We start from the raw sequence: 18,213 nt of genomic DNA, 5'->3' as shown, positions 1-18,213 counted from the left end.
GCGCTCCGCGGCACGTCGTCGGCACCGGCACGCTAGTGCGCTGCCGCGTCGCGCAGAACCCCGCGAAATTGGCGCCGGGCGGTCTGGATCCGCCTCGACCGGCACGCGGCTGGACCGGCGGTGTTGCGTGGGCTGGTCGCAGGGGCTGTCCGTGCAACACCCGTGCGACACCCCGATGCACTCGATGCGACAGCCGTGCGTCCGGCGCGACACCGCGAAGTGTTGCCGGGCCGGACAGGGCCGCCCTAGTTTGATGGCTCGGCGCCCGGCGGGAACCGCGGTCACATGGACCGCTCCGGGCTGTGAGTGCGGCCTGTACGAGTGGGCCTGCCCTCTACGCCCCAGCTCTCTGCGTGAACGCACCCCCTCCGCGTGCTGTCCCGTGCCGAGGACCTCCAGGGATCCACCTGCGGTCCGTAGTGCACGGATCCCACCCGATCACCACGGAACCCAGGGCACGCCTGTGCCCTGAAGGGAGAGTCATGAACGTCGAACTGAAGACCGGTGTCCGCCCCGACGCCCCGCTGAAGACCGGTGTCCGCCCGGACGCGGCCCTCAAGACGGGGGTCCGCCCGGACGCCGCCTGATCAGCAACACCTCCACCCCCTTCTTTCCTGAAGCCTGGCCTGGGGCGGGCGCGCCTGACGGCGTGGCCCTTCCGGGGCCCGGCACCGGATGAGGGGACGGCCCCGGGGGTTCGGCAGCGCCGCGGCGCTGCCGAACCCCCGGGTGCCGGACCGGATAGAGCATCAGACCCTGCCAGGAGGAATCGGATGAGCAGCCGAGCTGCGCGGGCAGCACGCACCCCGGCGCCCCCACGCCGCACCCGCTACGGCACCGGAGCGTCGGGGTCGGCCCGCCAGGTGCTGGGACGAGAACTGATCGCGGACCTGGAGGGCCTGTGCGGCCGCCCGACGGTCGGGCTCTTCGACGTCCTGGTCGACGTCACCTCCATCGCCCTGGCCGCCGTGCTCGGCGCCTGGCTCGGACACGGGATCGCACCGGCGTTGGCCGTCTGCTACATCGGCGTACGGCAGCGGCATCTGTCGAACCTGGCCCACGAGTGCGTTCACGGAAAGCTGGCGGCCGGTCGGCGGGCGAACCGTTGGATCGGCTACACCCTGACCGCCCTGCTCGGTGACGGCTTCTTGCCCTACAAGATCACCCACGCCATCCACCACGCCGAGCTCGGATCAGCCCGCGACCCCATGTTCCAGTCGTATCTGGCCGGCGACATCCGCCGGGCCGGGCCGGAGCCCACCCGCCGGGATTTCGTGCTCAAGGTCATCGTCCGCAATGCCGTCTTCCGCCTGCCGAAGAGCGCGGTGCGCGCCCTGGTGACGAAGGCGCCGGAGGAGAGCGGGAGGGCCCCGGCTGCCCGAGGCCTGTTGTGGGGCGCCGCCCTCATCCTGTGCTGGTCCTTGGACGCGGTGGGCCCGTTTCTCCTGTACTGGCTGGTCCCGCTGGTCCTGGTCCGCCCGGCCGTCACCTGGATCACCGACCTCGGCAACCACGCGGGGCTGATCGAGAACCAGGACCTGCTGCTGCAGACCCGCGGCTGGTCCTCGCACTGGCTCACCCGCCACCTGCTCGGCGGGCACCTCGACGATATGAACCACCCGATCCACCACCTGTGCCCGCAGATTCCCTTCCGCCGACTGCCCGAGGCTACGGCCATGGTGCGCCGCGACCTGGACCGGTGGCCCGAAATCCCCTGGTGTAGCGGCTTCTTCTTCCGACGCCGCTCGACCCCCGATCAGCGGTGCGTGATCGAGGACATCATCGCGCGCCTCCCCGCCGCTCCCGTCCGCCCGGCCACGGCCGACGCCGCCTAGCCTCCGCGCAGGACCCCTGTCCGACTCACCGTCCGAGCCGCTGCGGGCGACCGCCTGCACGCGCCTGCCCCGGCTGCCGACCTGCTCGGCAGATGCCGCCAAGGAGGCGGCCCGCCATGACCACTGCCCTGCCTGTAAACAGCTTCGACGAGTGGAGCACGCTCCGCGAGGTCGTCGTCGGTCGCGCCGACCACTACAACGCGCACCACGTCGACACCTCCTTCAAGCTGTTCTACTACGACAACGTCGCGGCCGACACCGCGGCCGGCCAGACGCTCCTCCCGATCCCGCAGCAGTACGTCGAAGAGCTCAACGAGGACGTCGAGGGCCTGGCCGCGGCCCTGGCCGCCTGCGGCGTCACCGTCCACCGGCCCTCCGCCCCGGGCAAGGACACCGACATCCGCTCGCCCTACTGGGACGCGCGGGCCACCCCGGCCCTCAACGTACGGGACAACACGATCATCCTCGGCGACACCATCGTCGAGACCGCCCCGCACGTCCGCGCCCGGATCTTCGAGAACGACCAGCTCAAGACCATCTTCCAGCGGTACTACAAGGCCGGGGCGCGGTGGGTGAGCATGCCGCGGCCCGCGCTGGCCCGCGGCTCCCTGGACACCGCCTACTTCGACCAGCAGGGCATCGACGTCTCGGCCGTCATGGACGCCGACACGGCCCTGCCCATCGACGGCCTCGACCTGGAGATGATCTTCGACGGTGCGCAGTGCATGCGCCTGGGCGCAGACGTCCTGGTCAACGCCGCTAACACCAACCACATGCTGGCCCTGCGCTGGCTGCGCGAGGTCATCCCCGGACTGCGCTTCCACCTCCTGGACGGGATCGCCGACTCCCACATCGACAGCGTCGTCGTACCGCTGCGGCCCGGCCTGATGCTCCTGCGCGCCCCGCAGTACCTGTCCTACCTACCCAAGGCCATGCAGGCGTGGGACGTCATCTACCCGCCGGAGATGAACGAGTCCGCGTTCCCCGACTACAGCGCCTTCGGCTTCAACATCGCCAGCCGCTACATCGACATGAACGTCTTGTCGATCGACGAGAGCACGGTCGCCGTCAACTCCCACTACCCGGAGCTGATCCAGGTCTTGGAGGGCCGCCGCTTCACCGTCGTCCCCGTGGAACACCGCCACCGGCGGCTCGCGGGCGGCGGCTTCCACTGCTTCACCCTCGACACGGTCCGCTCCGGCGGCCGCGAGGACTACCTGTGCTAGCGCTCCCGCCCTCGGGCGGCACCTTCCCGTTCGCCGGCTGCACCCCCGCAGCGCTGACCGTCAGGAGATCGCGTGAACACCCTCTGGCCTCCCTCCCGCGCGTTCTGGAGCCGGGAGTTTCCCGAAGCGACCAACAACCGGACCACCGCGTACCTGTTCAAGGGGATCATCCCGTCCTCCGCCGCCAGCCCCCAGGACGCCCTGGCCGGCCTGGAGTCGCTGCGCCGCGCACACGCCGCCGGAACGCAGCACGCCGCGCGGGCCCGCGTGTACGTCGGCGAGGACCGGCACGACGAGCTCATCGAGACCGTCCTGGCCAAGGACGGCTGGGACGACGGCGAGTTCGTGCCGTGGATGCAGTCCCTCGTCGGCGCCAAGCGCTTCAGTCTCGTCCTCAACAACCTCGAGACCGCCTCCCCCCAGCTGGCCGCCGGTCTCGGCGAGTTCCTGCGCTCCCTCTACGAGGGCTGGGGCGTGCCCATCGGCGGCGCCGAGCAGGTCGCGTTCGCCGGAAACTACTCCGGGACCGCCTTCGGGGTCCACGAGGGCGCCGAGGACGCATTCCTGTGCCACCTGGGTCCGGGCGTGAAGGACTTCTACTGCTGGTCGCAGGAGGACTACGTACGCCTCACCGGCAGCACGGCCCCCCTGTTCGGGGACTACCAGTGGCTCCTGCCGCACGGTCAGCGCTTCGTCATGAAACCCGGCGACGCGCTCTTCCTGCCCAAGCGGGTCTTCCACGTCGGCCGGCAGAAAGACTTCAGCGTCTCGGTGGCCGTCAGTCTGTACACCTACCCCGACGACCGCATCCTGCGCCTGTCCGTCCTTCCCGAACTGCTGGAGCGGGTGCTCGGCGAGGACCCCGACAACCCCATGGGCACGCAGTCGCCCCTGCACGCCGCCGCCGCGGGCAGTGCACCGGCCGCCGCCCGCCTAACCGAGCGGGCCCGCACCGCTCTTGCCGCCGCCGGCGACCAGCTCGAGCAGACGGTCGCCCAGCACGTGGAAGGTCGCTGGATGGAGCTGGAGAGCAACGGAGGCTGGGAGAAGGTCGCCAGTGACCTCGGCCGCATGGAAGCGGCCGCCGCGTTCGACGTCGCCCAGCTGCGGCCCGGCGCGACGGTGACCATCCCCGCCCCCTACCAGCTGCGGATCACCGGCTCCCAGCAGGCATACCTGCGTGGCGTCGCCGTCACCTGCGACACCACCCCCCTGACCGAGGCCCTGGTCGGCGCCCTCAACACGAACACGCCTACCGCCCTCCCCGACGACGACGCCGTGCGCGAAACCCTCGCCGCGCTCGGCGCCACGGGCGGCATCCACGTCATCACCGGCCCGAACGCCCCGGAGGCACACGCATGAGCACCGGCACTTCCCTCGTCGACGCCTACCTCAAGGCCAACCCCGAGACCCGGATCGCGATCGCCCGGACCCTGCAGGGCACTCTCACCGACGGCACCGTGCTCGTCGACAGGCACCTCAAGCCGATGATCGACACCGTGTACGGGCAGATCCGCGACCTCGTCGCCCCCGGACAGCTCACCGCGGCGCAGGCCCGGATGTACATCGCGGAGCTGTCCGTCTTCGCTCGCTACAACGCTGCCTACCTCCGCCAGGCCACCGCGTCCGTCGCGGGCTATTGCCCCGCGCTCGCGCACGAGCTCTACCGCAACTTCCTGGAGGAAGGCGGCGAGCCCGGCAAGGTACCCGCGCACTACGTCCTGTACTCCGCCGCGCTCCTGAGCGACCTGGACCTCCTCGTCGTCGGCCACGTCCCCGAGCCCGAGACGCTGATGCTGATGTCCCTGCATGAGCGGATGGTCAACTCGCATCAGGCGAGCGCGATCGCCGGCGGCTACTACGCCACCGAGGGCGTCGCCATCGCCGAGACGGAGATCCTGCGGGAGGTCACTGACCGGTACGGCGAGCTGACGGCCGGCGTGAGCGGCAGCAAGCTGGAGAAGCTCGACTTCTACTACCGCCTCCACCTCGACGACGGCCACGAGGCGGCGCAGGTCGGGGGACTGAGCGTGGAGGCCGCGCACGTGGAGGGCCTGGCCTACTTCCTTCGGAAGAGTGAACTCTTCCACCTGGACCTGGCCCAGGCGCTGACCGGCTTCCTGGAGATCCTCAAGGGAATGGCACAGTGGTGGGCCCAACTGGCCGACCGCGCAAAGGACATCACCTGATGAACGCCACTCCCGCCGAGGATACCGAAGGGCGGATCGTGCGGACTGGAGGCTGCCGCTGCGGCCTGATCCGCTTCACCGTCACGGGCCCGGCGGACTACCCCCACACATGTAGTTGCCCGGACTGCCAGAAGCTCGGCGGCGGACCGATGATGTGGTGGGCCGGCTTCCCCCACGACCAGATCACCTGGTCCGGCTGGGACAAGATCCGCTGGTTCGAAACCTTCAAGGGGGAGGCCAAGCGCGGATTCTGCCCCGACTGCGGAACCCGCATCGCCGCGATCGACAGCAACATCCCCGACCTCGGCATCAACGTCACCACCCTCGACAACACCACCGGCGCCGACCTCGTCCCCGTCAACCAGTCCTTCCGAGAGACCGCCGTGCACTGGCTGTCCCAGGTGTCGAACGCCCAAGCCAGCACGACCGGCTGACACACGGGGCCTGGGTGTCCGACAGTCCTGACCGTTCGGATACCCAGGCCCTGCCCGGGCACCGCGTGCCGCTGCGGCCCTGCCGCCCGAACCGCCCAGCCCAGGAGAACCGCCGTGCTCATACCCCAGGCCACCACCGAATACGGAACCCTCCGCACCGTCGCCATGCGCCACGCCGGCGACCACGTCCGCGACCTCACCGACCCTCACACCGACCCCGTCTTCGACCGCCAGCAGACCACCAGCACCTGGAGCGACTACCAGCCGAAGAGGGTCCGCGCCCAGCAGGACGCCCTGATCCACCTGCTGCGCGACCGCGGCACCGAAGTGATCCTCCTTGAGGACGCGCCGGGCTGCACGGCACAGCACTACCCGCGCGACCTCGGCTTCGTCATCGACCACACTCTCGTCCTCGCCCGGCTCAACTCCGCGCACCGTCGGTCCGAGACCGATGCACTCACCCGGCTCTTCCCCGGCAGCCCCCATGTCGTCCACCTGCCTGAGGGGACCATCGAAGGCGGCGACGTCGCACTCCACGCCGGAACCGTGCTGGTCGGCCTCAGCGAGGAGACCTCTCCTGCGGGCGCCCGAGCGCTGCAGCGGGCCCTGACCGCCGGCGGCGTTGCCCGGGAGGTCAGAACGCTCTCTTTCAGCGTTCCCGGGATCGTGCACCTCGACGACCACTTCAACATCGTCGCCCCCGGCACCGCGCTCATCCACCGCACCGTGTTCCCGCCCGCAGAACTTGCCTGGATCGAGCAGCACTTCGACCTGATCGACGTGAGTGACACCCAGGCCCTGGCCGTCCAGGCGAACGTCCTCGCCGTCGCCCCGGGAACGGTCGTAGTCGCGGTCGGCAGCGACCGCATCACCGCGCAGCTGTCCGCGCGCGGCATCGAGGTCCTTACCGTCGACTACTCCGAAGTCACCCGGATCCCCGGATCCCTGCGCTGCACCACCCTCCCGCTCATCCGCGACTGACCCGCCCCGGCCCTCACCGCGCCCGGCACCGGCAGGCCACTCGCGCCCACGACCTGTGCCGGGCCGATGAGCACTCATGCCCCCGGAACTCTGGAGCTCTCCGTGTCCGACCCGCTGGTGTCCCTGCTCGTGGCCGTCCCCGCCGTGGTGCTCGCCTGCCAGGCCGCCGGCCGGGCCGTCCGCTACATCGGACAGCCGCCCGTCATCGGCGAGATCCTCGCCGGGATCCTGATCGGCCCTTCCCTGCTCGGCTGGCTCGCCCCCGGCATCCAGCAGCACCTCCTCCCGCCGTCGCTCCTCCCCGTCACCTCCGCTCTCGGCAGCCTTGCCCTGCTCGCCTTCCTGTTCCTGATCGGCCTCGAGCTCGACCTCCGCTCGCTGCGCACCAAGCGCCGCTCCGTCATATCCGTCAGCCTGGGCGGCCTCCTGCTGCCCCTCGCCCTGGGCAGCGCACTCGCCACCGCCATGTACCCCCACCTGGCGCCGCCCGGCGTGGACCGGCTCCCGTTCACCCTGTTCGTCGCCGTCGCACTCGCCATCACCGCGTTCCCCGTCCTCGCGCGGATCCTCGCCGACCTCGGCCTGGAAGCCACCCCCTTGGGCGCCTTCGCCATGGCCTGCGCCGCCGTCGACGACGCCCTGGCCTGGTGCCTGCTCACCGCCGTCATCTCCCTGAGTACCTCCGGGACACCGACGGCCGCCCTGACCACCCTCGCTCTGGCCGCAGCCCTGGCCCTCGCCCTCACCCTCCTGCGCCCGGCGCTCGCCGCGGTCCTCACCCGGGCCGGGCGCACCTCCGACGACCTGGTGCTCGCGGCCCTATTCGCTGGCCTGTGCCTGACCGCGTACGCCACCGACCGCATCGGCGTCCACCCGGCGGTCGGCGCCTTCCTCTTCGGCGCCGTCGCGCCCCGGGGCCTGCCCGCCGTCGAACGCGGCGCCGCGCGCCAGCGCGCGGTATTCCTGCCGCTACTGCTCCCGTTCTTCTTCGTCGACACCGGCCTGCACACCAACTTCTCCACGCTCCCGGCTGGCGAGTGGGGCTGGGGCGCGGCGATCCTGGCGGTCGCCGTCCTCGGCAAGTGGGGCGGAGCGGCGGGCGCAGCACGGCTCACGGGAGCCGACTGGCGGTGGTCGGCCGCCGTGGGCACGCTGATGAACTGCCGCGGCCTGACCGAACTCGTCGTACTGGGCATCGGCCGCCAACTCGGCGTCATCTCCGATGAGCTCTTCACCCTCCTGGTCATCATGGCCGTCGCCACCACCGCGGCCACCGCCCCGATCCTGCGCCGCCTTACCGGCCACGCCCCCCGAAAGTCCCCACTGGCGCCCGAGCCGGCCCCCGCAGATGACAAAGCGCGGGAGGCCGCCGGATGAACCCGGACCCGGTCCTCGACGCAGTACTGACCCGGCGGAGCATCCTCCATCTGACCGCACCCGCCCCCACCCGCACAGAACTCGAAGACCTCGTCCAGGCCGCGGCCACCGCACCCGACCACGGCCGGATCAGGCCCTGGCGGCTGATCCCCGTAACCGGGGACGAACGTGCCCGCCTCGGCGAGGCACTCGGTGAAGCCACGCCCCCCGAACACGCCCACCGCGCCTCCACCAAGACGCTGCGCGCCCCACTGCTCCTCACCATCGTTCACTGCCCCGCGCCCGACCACCCGCGCGTACCCCCGTGGGAGCAACTGGCCGCCACTACCGCCGTGATCACCACCTTCTCGCTGCTCCTGCACAGTCGCGGCTGGGGCTCGATCTGGCGCACCGGCTCCGCGATCGAAGCACCCCAGGTCCGCAAATACCTCGGCCTCGACTACGGCGAGCAGCTCCTGGGCTGGCTCTACATCGGAACGCCCCTACAGCCTGACGCCGCCCGGGCGTGCTCACTCCCTGACGTCCGCACCAAGATCAGCTGGGAGTACACAGACGACAACCGGTGAACGGCCCGCCCCGCCGGCCCGACCCTCCTGCCCGCGTTCCGGCCGCATCCGCACCGCGATCCCACCTCACCGAGGATCGCCCTCGCGTCGTGACGGCTCCGGACCCACTCATTCGCGCTGGCCGGGAATCCACGGGAACTGCAGCAGACCTCATCGAAAGGGAAGAAGAATGAGGGAAGTACGCGAAATCGAAGTTGACGGGGAAAGCATGCACGTCTTGGTGTGGTCGGAGCCGGAACGGCCAGACAAACCGTCCCTGTGGCCCAGCCTCGGCGAGTACCCCATCTACGACCCGCACCTCTACGCCACCATGACGACCGACGAGGAACGCAACAAGAGGTTCCGCTCCGCGCTTGGGCAGCTCGCGCCCGGCAAGCACGTCGTGGACATCGGGACCGGGCAGGACCTCCTCTGGGCCCGCGAAAGCGTTCAGGCCGGAGCCCGGCAGGTCACCGCAATCGAGGTAATCGACGATGCCTTCCGCCAAGCGGCAGTGAACCTCCCTTCCTACGACGTGCAGGACCGGGTCACACTGCTGCTCGGCGAATCGGCCAGCCTGGAGTTCGCGCCCAAAGCCGACGTGTGCGTGGCGGAGATCATCGGCTCCCTCGCGAGCGCCGAGGGCGCCGCCGCCGTTCTCACCGATGCCAAGCGCCGGCACCTGGCCCCCGACGGCGTGGTCGTGCCGCACCGAGCCGTCACGCAGGCCGCCGCCGGATGTCTCGCCGACATTCTCGGCGAGCAGCACGTGGCATTCGCAGCCGAATCCATCCCATACCTCCAGAGCATCTTTAGCTGGAACACGGCACCGTTCGATGTGCGCCTCCGGATCGAGAACGCGTCACCAGCCGCACTGGTCTCCGACAGCGCCGTGATCGAATCTCTCGACTTCAACGGCACGCTCCACACCGCGCAGGAGACGACCACACGGCTGACCGTCCAGCGCCCGGGCCGGATCGACGGCGTACTTACCTGGCTCCAACTCTGGTGCCTGCCCGATGAAGACCCGCTCGACGCACTGCGGATGAAGACCAACTGGGCCTCGATCTACTTCCCGCTGTTCGAGGCCCCCGTGCCGGTCGAACCCGGCGACACCCTGGACCTGACGTTCGGATCGACGCTTAGTGCAGACGGCGTCCACCCGGACTACCAGCTGTCCGCCACGCTGCGCACGGCAGGCGGGCACGCGCACCAGGGATCCCTGGAGTCTCCCCACCGCGGGGGTCCCTTCAGGGCGCAGCCGGCGTACAGGTTCCTGTTCCCGGCAGCCTGACCCACCCCTCGCACGGAAGTCGGCCACGGCCGGCGCAGCCGTGGCCGTGACTCTGAGCAGGGTGCCAAGGCCCGTGCCGCTGACCAGGCCGTCGCCAAGCGTGAGAGGGAACACGACGCCCGCGTGCAGGTGATCGCCACCGATCTCCTGACCGAGGCCGTTACCGGCAAAATGATTCCGGCACCCTGCCGCTGCGGCGTCTCCGTCCGCCACGCCAACATCAACTTGTGCGCGACCTGCATCCGCGGCGAGCTGACCGCGCGCGGTGAGTCCGACGTGCCCGAGGCCCCCGCCGAAATCGCGGAGCCGGTGCCAGCCGCGCCCTCCCGCAAGAAGGGCGGTCGCCCGCCCGAGTTCAACGCCGAGCAGCTGGCCGCCTTCATTGCCCGCCAGGACGCAGGCGAGACGGCCGCGCTGTGTCGTGAGACCGGCGTCGGTGCGTCCACCACGAGCACCGCCCTCAAGCGCGCCCGCGAGGCGGCCCACCGAGATGTCCGCCTCCAACCACTTCACCCAGCACGCCCCTGGCCTGGCAGCCTGGCAGCCTGACCGCCTGTTCCGGCCCGCTCGCGAACGTCACGAGCTTCGCGCGAGTGGGCCGGTGGGGGTGAGGTCGCTCAGAGGCGAGAGAAGGGCTTGAGAAAGCGCAGCAGCTCGCGCAGCACTTCAACGGCCCGTCCTGCCCGCTTCGTGTCCGGGTGCAGCACCGCGACGAAGACGCAGAGGGCAATGAGAGTGAGGGGAACGAGGACGACAACAGCAAGCAGCCACATGGGCATGGACAACTCCACAGGAGATGGAAGTGTCCCGCCGCCTACGTCTCGCCTGCCGAATCGGCTTCGTAGTGCTGGGATGTGCTGGCTTCAGAGAACCTGATCCACGTAGCAACGCTAGGGCTCGGGCACGACCCACGGTGCGCGTTCTCCACAATCATAAACGGGACTTGACCCGACGCTGGGGAACTCTTGCGGTTCGTTCCTCCTGCCGTCAGAAGAGACGGGGCGTCTCGCCTTGAGGCTTGCCCGCCCTGACCTCCTCCTCGCAGGGCAGGAACAGAACCCCGCCGAGCTCCACCTGGCGCTCGGAGCCGTGGCACAGGATCAGGTCAAGCTCGCGGTGGCGCGGGCGAGGATGCTTGTGGTCGACGACCCGGCGGGTGTCCGGGTTCACCGCGACGGACCGTCGGCAGACGGAACAGTTGATTCGAGGCCATGCGGGCATGACGAGCTTCCCTTCGTAGAGGGTGCGGTGACGTGACCACAGCCCCGAGAGCCGGGGTGTGTTGGGAGCGTAGGACCGTGCGGCGAGGCAGGCGAGAGGTGTGTGCTGAAGTCCGCCATAGACGCGTTGTTGCAGGTGAAAGGTGAGGCAAGGTTCCGCAAGGCAACGCAAGATCGAGCAGGATCGAAATATCTCTAAATATCTCTAGGTCGTGGGGGCCGAGACTGTCCGGATCTGGTCAGTTGCTTGCGGCTGGCCCGCACGGAGAAGTCCTTGGCCATGGCGAAGATCCTTCCCGTGAAGGCGTGACCGTGGCGGGAGAAGATACCCCCTCCGGTGCAGGTGGGATCTCCATGATCGGCCCGAATTGTCAGTGGTGGCGGGTATGTTGCGCACCAAGGCGAGCGCGGGGAGGGACAGTGTCGGAGCGGCCAAGCAGGTCCGGGGCGAACACATCGGCCGGACGGACCTACGACGAGATCATCAACGACGATCGGGCACCGGAGGAAGACAAGCGGCGGGCGAAGGCCGACTCGCTCCTTGGGCACATGGCCGCCCTGCTCTTCCAGCGCGGACACCTCCAGCTGGTGCAGCAGCTCCGGCAGGTCCGCGCAGCAGAGATCGAATATGACCCACAGGACCAGACCATGGACCTCTGGTTGGACTTCGACCCTGCGGATTTCGCGGGCTTGTCCGAGAGCGCTCAGGATGATCTCCGAGAGATCTTTGAACGGGTGTCCCGCCGGCTGGCCTATGGCATCGACTGGATCGGGTTTCGCGAGACGATGCCGAGCGTCGGGCCCGACTGGCGGGAGCAGCTGGACGGCAACCGGCCGACGAACCAGGCTCGGCGGGCCATGCCGGAGAAGCCCAAGTTCCTTGAGGACCGCCTGGCCTTCACGAACGCCGGGGAGATGCGGGTATACCGGGCCTTGAAGCACTTGCAGGAGAAGGAGCTGCCTCCCGAGGAGACCATCTCGATCTTTCCTCTCCCCTTCGGAAGGGTCCCCGGTCGAACGTGCGAGCCCGACGTCGTCGTTGCCTACAAGGGCCGCGCTGGCGTGTTGGAGATTGACGGCCCGCACCACCGAGTGCGCCGGGCCGTGGACACATCCCGAGACCACCTGTTCAGGGACGCGGGGTTCGCCTTCGTGGATCGCATTACGGTTGAGGCTGTGGACAACCCGGAGGAGCTGATGGCGTCGCTGAAGCGGTTCCTGAGGCGCCTTCGCGAATCTGGTTGATCAGCCGTCAAAATAAGCGGAGGGGAAGGATGCCCACAGCAGCGGAGCGCCAGTTCCATTCGGACATGGTGGCCGGCGCTCAGCGCCTCAAACGAGAAATCGGCTACAACCCGGTGCGTTTTACGCAAATGCTGGGGGAGATTGGAGGCGTCGCGACGGCCAAGCAGCTACTGCGAGGGCGGGACGCCTCGGACGGGTTCACGACTCTCTGGAATGCCCGTCGGCTGGATGTCAGTGTTGAGGCGTTTGTTCTTCTGCCTTGGTACGAGGGACTGTTCACTGACGCTGAACGCGATACGGCGAGGCGGCGTCTGGAGGCGCACGAATTTGATGTCGCTCGGTATCTCGGTGACACCGTGAGCAGCCCTCCCTCTTGGGTGTCGGACTCGGTGAACGAGGAGGGCGCTGCACGCGACACGTGCTGATCATCAGCATGGCGAGACCGGCCGTCACGCAGACACGGGCTCTGTCAGATCGCGTGGCGCTCGGGAAGTCGGCGACGGCCTCCCACATCCCGCCGACCTCCCCGCCGTCGCCGAGAAGCTGGAAGAGGCGGGTGGCGAGGTCAGCCTGAAGCAGTAAATCCCAGAAAAATCCTGAGCCGCCCTCTTCACACACTGAGCTTCTTCGAGTTGGCCACCGATCGGGTGATGGTCGTGAAGCGCAACGAACGAGGCCCTCGAGCTGTTGATCGAGATGTCTGACGTCTCAATCACGTTGCTCGGGGGGCCTCGTTGGTCATCCATCCTGCCGCACTTGACCTGCCGCATGCGCTCGTGGAGTGGGTCGCCATGCTGGTTGTCACTCGTGAGGGCGACCGGCGCTGCAAGCTCCGTCCGTCCCAGCGGGCGATGGTGGCACTGGTGTACCTGCGAGAGCACACCACTTTGGCGAGGATCGCAGCCGGGTTCGGGATCAGCGAGTCCACCGCCCATGCCTACATCAGCGCGGTCGTCGACCTGCTCGCCGCGCGTGCGCCGGGTCTGCTCAAGACGCTGCGCGAGCATGATCCCGACTTCGTCCTGCTCGACGGAACCCTCGCCGAGTGCGACCGGGTCGGCGACGGCCGGGCCGACTACTCCCACAAACACCGGCGCCACGGCGTGAACGTGCAGGTCGTCACCGACCCCTGCGGCCGGCTGCTGTGGCTCTTGCCCGCCCTGCCGGGCCGCACCCACGACCTGACCGCCGCCCGCACTCACCGGATCATCCGGATCTGCGAGCGCCAGGGCGTTCCCATTCTGGCCGATCTCGCCTACCAAGGTGGCGGGCCGTGGCTGGCGACCGGCATCAAACGCAAGCCACTCCAGGACCTCACTCCCACTGAAAAGACCCTCAACCGGGCGCTGGCCGCAGCACGAGCGCCCGTTGAACGCGGTGTCGCGATCCTGAAGTCCTGGCGGATCTTCCGCAGGTCCCTGTGCAGCCTCAACCGCATGACGTCAATCGTCAAGGCCATCCTCACGTTGGAGCGGCAGCGCTGAAGATCCTTAGTGAGCGCTTCGTCTGGCGATGACCGCCACATGAAGCGCTCACGCGGAACCGAAACCCCTGGGGTCAGTCCTGATCTTGGCTGTACTGGGCCGCGTACCAACTGGAGTCGATGGCGGGGTTGCGCAGCGCCCCCCAGAATCGGTCGTCAGGTATCGGTGGCAGGGGCTGATTGCCCAGGTCCGCATGCAGATCCGCACGCCAGTCGAGAGTGAAGTGACTCCGGGTCTCCGCGCTCTCGCACACGGACCTGTACGGGGACCCCCAGATCCCGAGGGCTATCTTCTCCGCGGCCCACCTGCGCGTGTGGTCTCGGCCGGTGTCGGCCTGTGCGAGCACCGCGCGGAGTCGCAAGGCGAGCGGGCCGGTCTGGTCAGGCTGCGGCAGGGCCACACCGCACTCCCACGCGTCCAGGGCTGTCTTGACCTCCGGGTAGTTGTTCAGACCCGTTTCGACCGCCAGTCTGCGCAGCTGCTTCCGCGCGGCGTCGACCACCTGCTCATACGGCAGGACTGCGATCAGCGCACCGAGTTCCTCATGCCCGTCCAGGTGGCTCACGTGGAGGAGGTCGGTGGGACTGTAGGACAGGTCCAGCTCTGGCAGCTGCTCATCCGGTGCGGGAAGGGGCTCGTCGGCACTGTACTGCGGCCTGGCAGGCGGACGCGCCTCCCAGAACAGCCGGCCGTTGAAGGTGACGACACCGGCGTCCTGGCCGCGCTCAAGCGTGCCGGCCAGTTCGGCCAGATACTCACCCAGCGAGTCGGCCTGCCCGAAACTGGTGCCGGTCTCGTCGAAGAACCGTCCGATCACACCGAAGGAGTCCCGCCCGGTACGGCAATCCATCAGAAGACCGTCCGACGTCACGTCGTAAGAACCGAACTTCACGTAATCGTGAAGCCAGTAGCCCTCGGTCTCCCCGTCGAGGCCCTGGTCGATGCCGCGCATGAACCCGGTGTCCCCGAGGATTCCGCTCACTCCGAGCAGCCGGTCGCCCGTGCTGAAGCGGAAAGCCTCAGGTCCCTCCAGCGCCCCGTTGTGCCGGAGGAGTGAAGCGACCAGGTCCGGAGGAAAGGTGACCCCCAGTTCCTGTTGCGCTGCTGCGATCTCCTCGCCGTCTGCAGGCGGCCGAAGCGTGGCAAACGTGCGGGGCGCGTGCTCGCGCAGCCACGCGTCGATGCGAGTCCATGAGTCCTGGACCAGGTCTGATGTCATAGGGCCGACCTTAGAACCAGCGGCTGACAACAGCTTGATCGTCGCTCACCGGCCTTGCCGCCGGGTTGGCGTTCAGGCCGGCAAGCTTCGAGCGGCCCCTTGTCCCGGCTCACCAAACTGCTGACACCGGATGCTGCAGCCGCCCACTCGACACTGAAGCGCTCAGTCGCAATCACCCGATCGGTGGCCAACTCGAAGAAGCTCACTGAAGGGGGCGGCTCGGCCGTTGCTGCATGCTGCTGGACTTCGACTTTGATGTCGGACAGACGCCACCTCATAGGGCAGCCTCCTTTTGCTGACGGATTTGTAATTACCGGGGGCAGCCCGGATGTCCCACGCCAGCGCTTCCCAGATTCCCGCGCCCGCCGCTGCCCCTCCCGGGGCTGATGGCGGGCGCCGGCGGTGTGTCTAGAAGTCGTCGAGGGGCTGGCCGGCAGTGAGCCGCGTGATCCGCGCGGCCAGCCGCCGGCTGACCAGCATCCGCGCAGCCTCCTCGGCCCGCTTCGCCTTCTGCTCGTACACGGCGAAGTCCCCACCCAGCCGGGCCAGCTCCGCCCCCGTGATCAGCAGCTCCACCCGGTCACGCACACGCTCGCACGGCATGCCCTCAGCCTCCTTCAACGCCAGCAGGCCCGCGTCGACCAGACCTGCACCGGCGAGCGCCCACGCTGCCTGCGCCTCCAGCTCGAACCGGTCGAACCACGACAGCCACTCCACCGCCGAGGATGCCCTGGCCCGGTCGAAGCCGTCCCTGGCGCGCACGACCGCGGCGATCGTCTGCTCCGGATTCTTGTTGAAGGCCCACGCTCTCGCCTCGGTGATGGCGGAGTAGGCCCGCACCAGCGGCGGTGCCCCCTCGCCGGCGAGGACGGCACTGCGGGCGTGCGTGAGGACTTCCCGGCGGTCGCCCTGAGCCGCAGCCAGCCTGGTCTGGTGGATATGTACTCGCGCGATGCGGGCGCGGTCACCGATCGCCTGAGCCAGGCGCATCGCCTGCAGGTCGTAGCGCTGTGCGAAGCCGGGTAATTGATCGTCGTACGCCATGCTGGCCATGGCCAGAACCGCATCCGCCACGCTGCCGTAGAGCCGCTTCCCCGCCTTCGCCGAGAAGTACCCGTTGAGCAGCGGCACGGTATGCATGGCCAAGAAGGCGGCGAAGACCGCGCGGAACTTGCCCCCACCGTGCTGCCCATCGAGAGCGCCGTAGAGCCTGGTCTGGTCTTCGAGGAGCATGATGTCCGCGGCCGTCACCTTGTAGGTGCCGCGTCCAGCGATCTCCGGGTCGGGCGGCATGACGAGGGCTTCCCGGGAAGCGAGTCCGAACACCCCCGGGAAGAACAAGGTCTTGATCAGGGTCGGGTCACGCAGAGCGTCGATCTCCCACAACCTCGCCAGCGTACGGGTCGTGTGCGAGAGGTCCGCGTACTGCAAGGACTCGGTCGCGATGTCCGTGGTGTCCGCCGGCCACCCCAGGCTCTGCGGAGTGACCTGCTTGTTCAGCGCGGACGACAGCACGTGGCAGGCGGCGGCCGCGAGGGCCGGGCTCGGTGTGGTGTCGCCCGAACACCATCGCGCCACGGTGCTCGGTGCGACCGTGTGCGGCAGGTTCATGGCCTGACAGTGCGCGAACACCCGACGAGCAAAGCCTCTCACCGACCAGTTCAGCTGGACCAGGTGCTTGTGTATCGCCTCGTTGCGACCGCTGGCCTTCGCCGCACCGGACCGCGCCATGGCTACCTCACAAGTCGAGTCCGAACAGGTCATTGCCTTCCGGACGCCGCAGATCGGCGTCGCGCGGCTGAGCGCTCAAGGTCACGGCGACGGGTCAGGCGTCATCCCAGGTCCCCGCTGAGAACGGTGGGTCCGAGAGGTGGCGGACAGGGGAGGCCCACAGGGCCAGGGCGGTGACCGAGAGGATGACGGTGCCGGTGAGCAAGGTCGCCCACACCTCGGCCACGGAAGCGAGTGCGCCTGCGGCGAGGGCGGCGAGGGGCCGGCTGCCGGCGACGAGCCAGGTCGCGGTCTGCTGAGTGCGGGCTGGAGGGGCGGCGGGCAGATCTGCTCGCGTACGGCCCGCACGTTGGCGGTCGCGCAGGCGGCTGCCGCGAGCTGGAGCGCCCCGGCCGCGGCCAGGACGACCAGCCACAGAGGGCCCGGGCCCGCCATCAGCAGCGGTACTCCCATGACCGGGTAGACCGCGATGCTGGTGATCAGGGCCGGCCCAGGCCCAAGCCTGCTGGCGAGGCGGGGAGATGCGAGGGCGCCGGCGAGGTATCCGGCACCGGATATGCCCATGATCACGCCGAGGCCAGTGGGACTCACCTTGACCACGGTCAGCAGGTACCAGGCCGAGAATGTCGAGATCACGCCCGCGCCGACGCCGGTCCCGCCAAGGCACAGTGCCAAAGGCCGCAACACCGGATCGCGCGCGACGTAGCGCACCCCTTCCCACATCTCGGTGGTGAGCTTGGTCCGCCGCTCGCGCACGGGTGGGGCGGAGTGGGTGGGGATTCGGCTGTTGCACCATGCCGAGACGAGATAGGAGACGCTGTCCAGGGCGACCGCCCGGGCGGCCCCGGCGGTGGCGAGGACGGCGGTACCCACATACGTCCCGGTGGTTGATGCTGCGCCGTGTGCCGCTTCCTGACGTGAGGTTGCCTGGTGCAGCAGGGCCGGGGCGACGAGCTGCGGGAGGATCACGCTGGCCGCGGCCTGGTGGAGCACGGTGACGGTCCCAAGCAGCACCGCGACGGCGTACAGAACCGGCATGGACAGCGTCCCGGCGGCCGCTGCGGTGGGGACCGCCGAGACCAGGCCAGCCGCCGCGAGGTCGGTGGCGATAAGAACTGGCTTTGTCGGATACCTGTCGGCGAGCGCCCCGGCGGGCAGCGTCATCAGCAGATTCGGGGCCTGGCTCAGCAGGTAGAGGTGTGCGACCTGGGTCGGGGTGGCGTGAAGATGGAGGACCGCGAGTACCGGCAGGGCCACGGCGTGCACGGAGGTTCCGATCAGGCTCGCGGCTTCGCCCGTCAGGTACGTGGCGAAAGTCCGGTCCCCGCGCAGCGATGGGCGTGTGACCGGCTCTTCGGGGCTCGTGTTCTTGGCGGGCGGGTCCGTGACCGAGTGCCGACCGTCGGGGCGGGGAAGAGGTGGCATGCCGATTC

18 protein-coding genes are annotated in these 18,213 nt (G+C 69.0%); 13 read left to right on the top strand and 5 right to left on the bottom strand.

Going from position 1 to position 18,213, the window contains the following annotated elements; translation table 11 throughout:
• The first annotated feature begins 773 nt into the window (after positions 1-773).
• The 10 genes from ACZ45T_RS12880 (at position 774) to ACZ45T_RS12835 (ending at position 10,430) form a co-directional block, all read left to right on the top strand.
• Positions 774-1,835, top strand: a complete 1,062-nt coding sequence (locus ACZ45T_RS12880; RefSeq protein WP_468440414.1) for a fatty acid desaturase family protein — start codon at positions 774-776, stop codon at positions 1,833-1,835.
• 116 nt (positions 1,836-1,951) lie between these two features.
• Entirely contained in the window at positions 1,952-3,061 is a 1,110-nt protein-coding gene (locus tag ACZ45T_RS12875) for an inosamine-phosphate amidinotransferase 1 (protein WP_468440412.1), read from the top strand.
• A gap of 72 nt (positions 3,062-3,133) precedes the next feature.
• Positions 3,134-4,423, top strand: a complete 1,290-nt coding sequence (locus ACZ45T_RS12870) for a hypothetical protein (RefSeq protein ID WP_468440410.1) — start codon at positions 3,134-3,136, stop codon at positions 4,421-4,423.
• Entirely contained in the window at positions 4,420-5,250 is an 831-nt protein-coding gene (locus tag ACZ45T_RS12865; RefSeq protein ID WP_468440408.1) for a DUF3865 domain-containing protein, read from the top strand. The genes ACZ45T_RS12870 and ACZ45T_RS12865 overlap by 4 nt, the downstream gene beginning before the upstream one ends.
• Positions 5,250-5,684, top strand: a complete 435-nt coding sequence (locus ACZ45T_RS12860) for a GFA family protein (protein WP_468440406.1) — start codon at positions 5,250-5,252, stop codon at positions 5,682-5,684. The genes ACZ45T_RS12865 and ACZ45T_RS12860 overlap by 1 nt, the downstream gene beginning before the upstream one ends.
• A 114-nt stretch (positions 5,685-5,798) precedes the next feature.
• Positions 5,799-6,665 (top strand): dimethylarginine dimethylaminohydrolase family protein, encoded by an 867-nt coding sequence (locus ACZ45T_RS12855; RefSeq protein WP_468440404.1) that lies wholly within the window; start codon positions 5,799-5,801, stop codon positions 6,663-6,665.
• A gap of 66 nt (positions 6,666-6,731) precedes the next feature.
• Complete coding sequence (locus tag ACZ45T_RS12850; RefSeq protein WP_468440402.1) at positions 6,732-8,042, top strand: cation:proton antiporter; 1,311 nt, start codon at positions 6,732-6,734, stop codon at positions 8,040-8,042.
• Positions 8,039-8,608 carry a nitroreductase family protein gene (locus ACZ45T_RS12845; protein ID WP_468440400.1) on the top strand — a complete coding sequence of 190 codons (570 nt, stop codon included), beginning with the start codon at positions 8,039-8,041 and terminating at the stop codon, positions 8,606-8,608. Before ACZ45T_RS12850 ends, ACZ45T_RS12845 begins: the two co-directional genes overlap by 4 nt.
• Before the next feature lie 208 nt (positions 8,609-8,816).
• Complete coding sequence (locus ACZ45T_RS12840) at positions 8,817-9,881, top strand: SAM-dependent methyltransferase (RefSeq protein WP_468440398.1); 1,065 nt, start codon at positions 8,817-8,819, stop codon at positions 9,879-9,881.
• 123 nt (positions 9,882-10,004) lie between these two features.
• Entirely contained in the window at positions 10,005-10,430 is a 426-nt protein-coding gene (locus tag ACZ45T_RS12835) for a hypothetical protein (protein ID WP_468440396.1), read from the top strand.
• 68 nt (positions 10,431-10,498) lie between these two features.
• On the opposite strand, the gene ACZ45T_RS12830 is transcribed toward ACZ45T_RS12835, so the two are convergent.
• Positions 10,499-10,660 carry a hypothetical protein gene (locus ACZ45T_RS12830; RefSeq protein ID WP_266673663.1) on the bottom strand — a complete coding sequence of 54 codons (162 nt, stop codon included), beginning with the start codon at positions 10,658-10,660 and terminating at the stop codon, positions 10,499-10,501.
• A gap of 208 nt (positions 10,661-10,868) precedes the next feature.
• Entirely contained in the window at positions 10,869-11,102 is a 234-nt protein-coding gene (locus ACZ45T_RS12825) for a hypothetical protein (RefSeq protein WP_468440394.1), read from the bottom strand.
• Between the two features lie 419 nt (positions 11,103-11,521).
• Between ACZ45T_RS12825 and ACZ45T_RS12820 the strand changes: the two genes are divergently transcribed.
• The 3 genes from ACZ45T_RS12820 to ACZ45T_RS12810 all read left to right on the top strand — a co-directional run bounded on the left by ACZ45T_RS12820 (position 11,522) and on the right by ACZ45T_RS12810 (position 13,830).
• A complete protein-coding gene (locus ACZ45T_RS12820) occupies positions 11,522-12,346 on the top strand; it encodes a hypothetical protein (protein ID WP_468440392.1) in 825 nt (274 codons plus the stop codon).
• A 29-nt stretch (positions 12,347-12,375) separates the two neighbouring features.
• A complete protein-coding gene (locus tag ACZ45T_RS12815) occupies positions 12,376-12,771 on the top strand; it encodes a hypothetical protein (protein ID WP_266673668.1) in 396 nt (131 codons plus the stop codon).
• Between the two features lie 309 nt (positions 12,772-13,080).
• Complete coding sequence (locus ACZ45T_RS12810; protein ID WP_468440390.1) at positions 13,081-13,830, top strand: transposase; 750 nt, start codon at positions 13,081-13,083, stop codon at positions 13,828-13,830.
• A 73-nt stretch (positions 13,831-13,903) separates the two neighbouring features.
• On the opposite strand, the gene ACZ45T_RS12805 is transcribed toward ACZ45T_RS12810, so the two are convergent.
• The 3 genes from ACZ45T_RS12805 to ACZ45T_RS12795 all read right to left on the bottom strand — a co-directional run bounded on the left by ACZ45T_RS12805 (position 13,904) and on the right by ACZ45T_RS12795 (position 18,205).
• Positions 13,904-15,049, bottom strand: a complete 1,146-nt coding sequence (locus ACZ45T_RS12805; protein ID WP_468440388.1) for an SMI1/KNR4 family protein — start codon at positions 15,047-15,049, stop codon at positions 13,904-13,906.
• Positions 15,050-15,457: 408 nt separating this feature from the next.
• A complete protein-coding gene (locus ACZ45T_RS12800) occupies positions 15,458-16,660 on the bottom strand; it encodes a transcriptional regulator (RefSeq protein WP_468440386.1) in 1,203 nt (400 codons plus the stop codon).
• 201 nt (positions 16,661-16,861) lie between these two features.
• Entirely contained in the window at positions 16,862-18,205 is a 1,344-nt protein-coding gene (locus ACZ45T_RS12795) for an MFS transporter (protein WP_468440384.1), read from the bottom strand.
• Between the last annotated feature and the right edge of the window lie 8 nt (positions 18,206-18,213).

This window comes from Streptomyces sp. NPDC030995, assembly GCF_055571215.1.
This window is presented reverse-complemented; position numbering and strand designations above follow the sequence as displayed.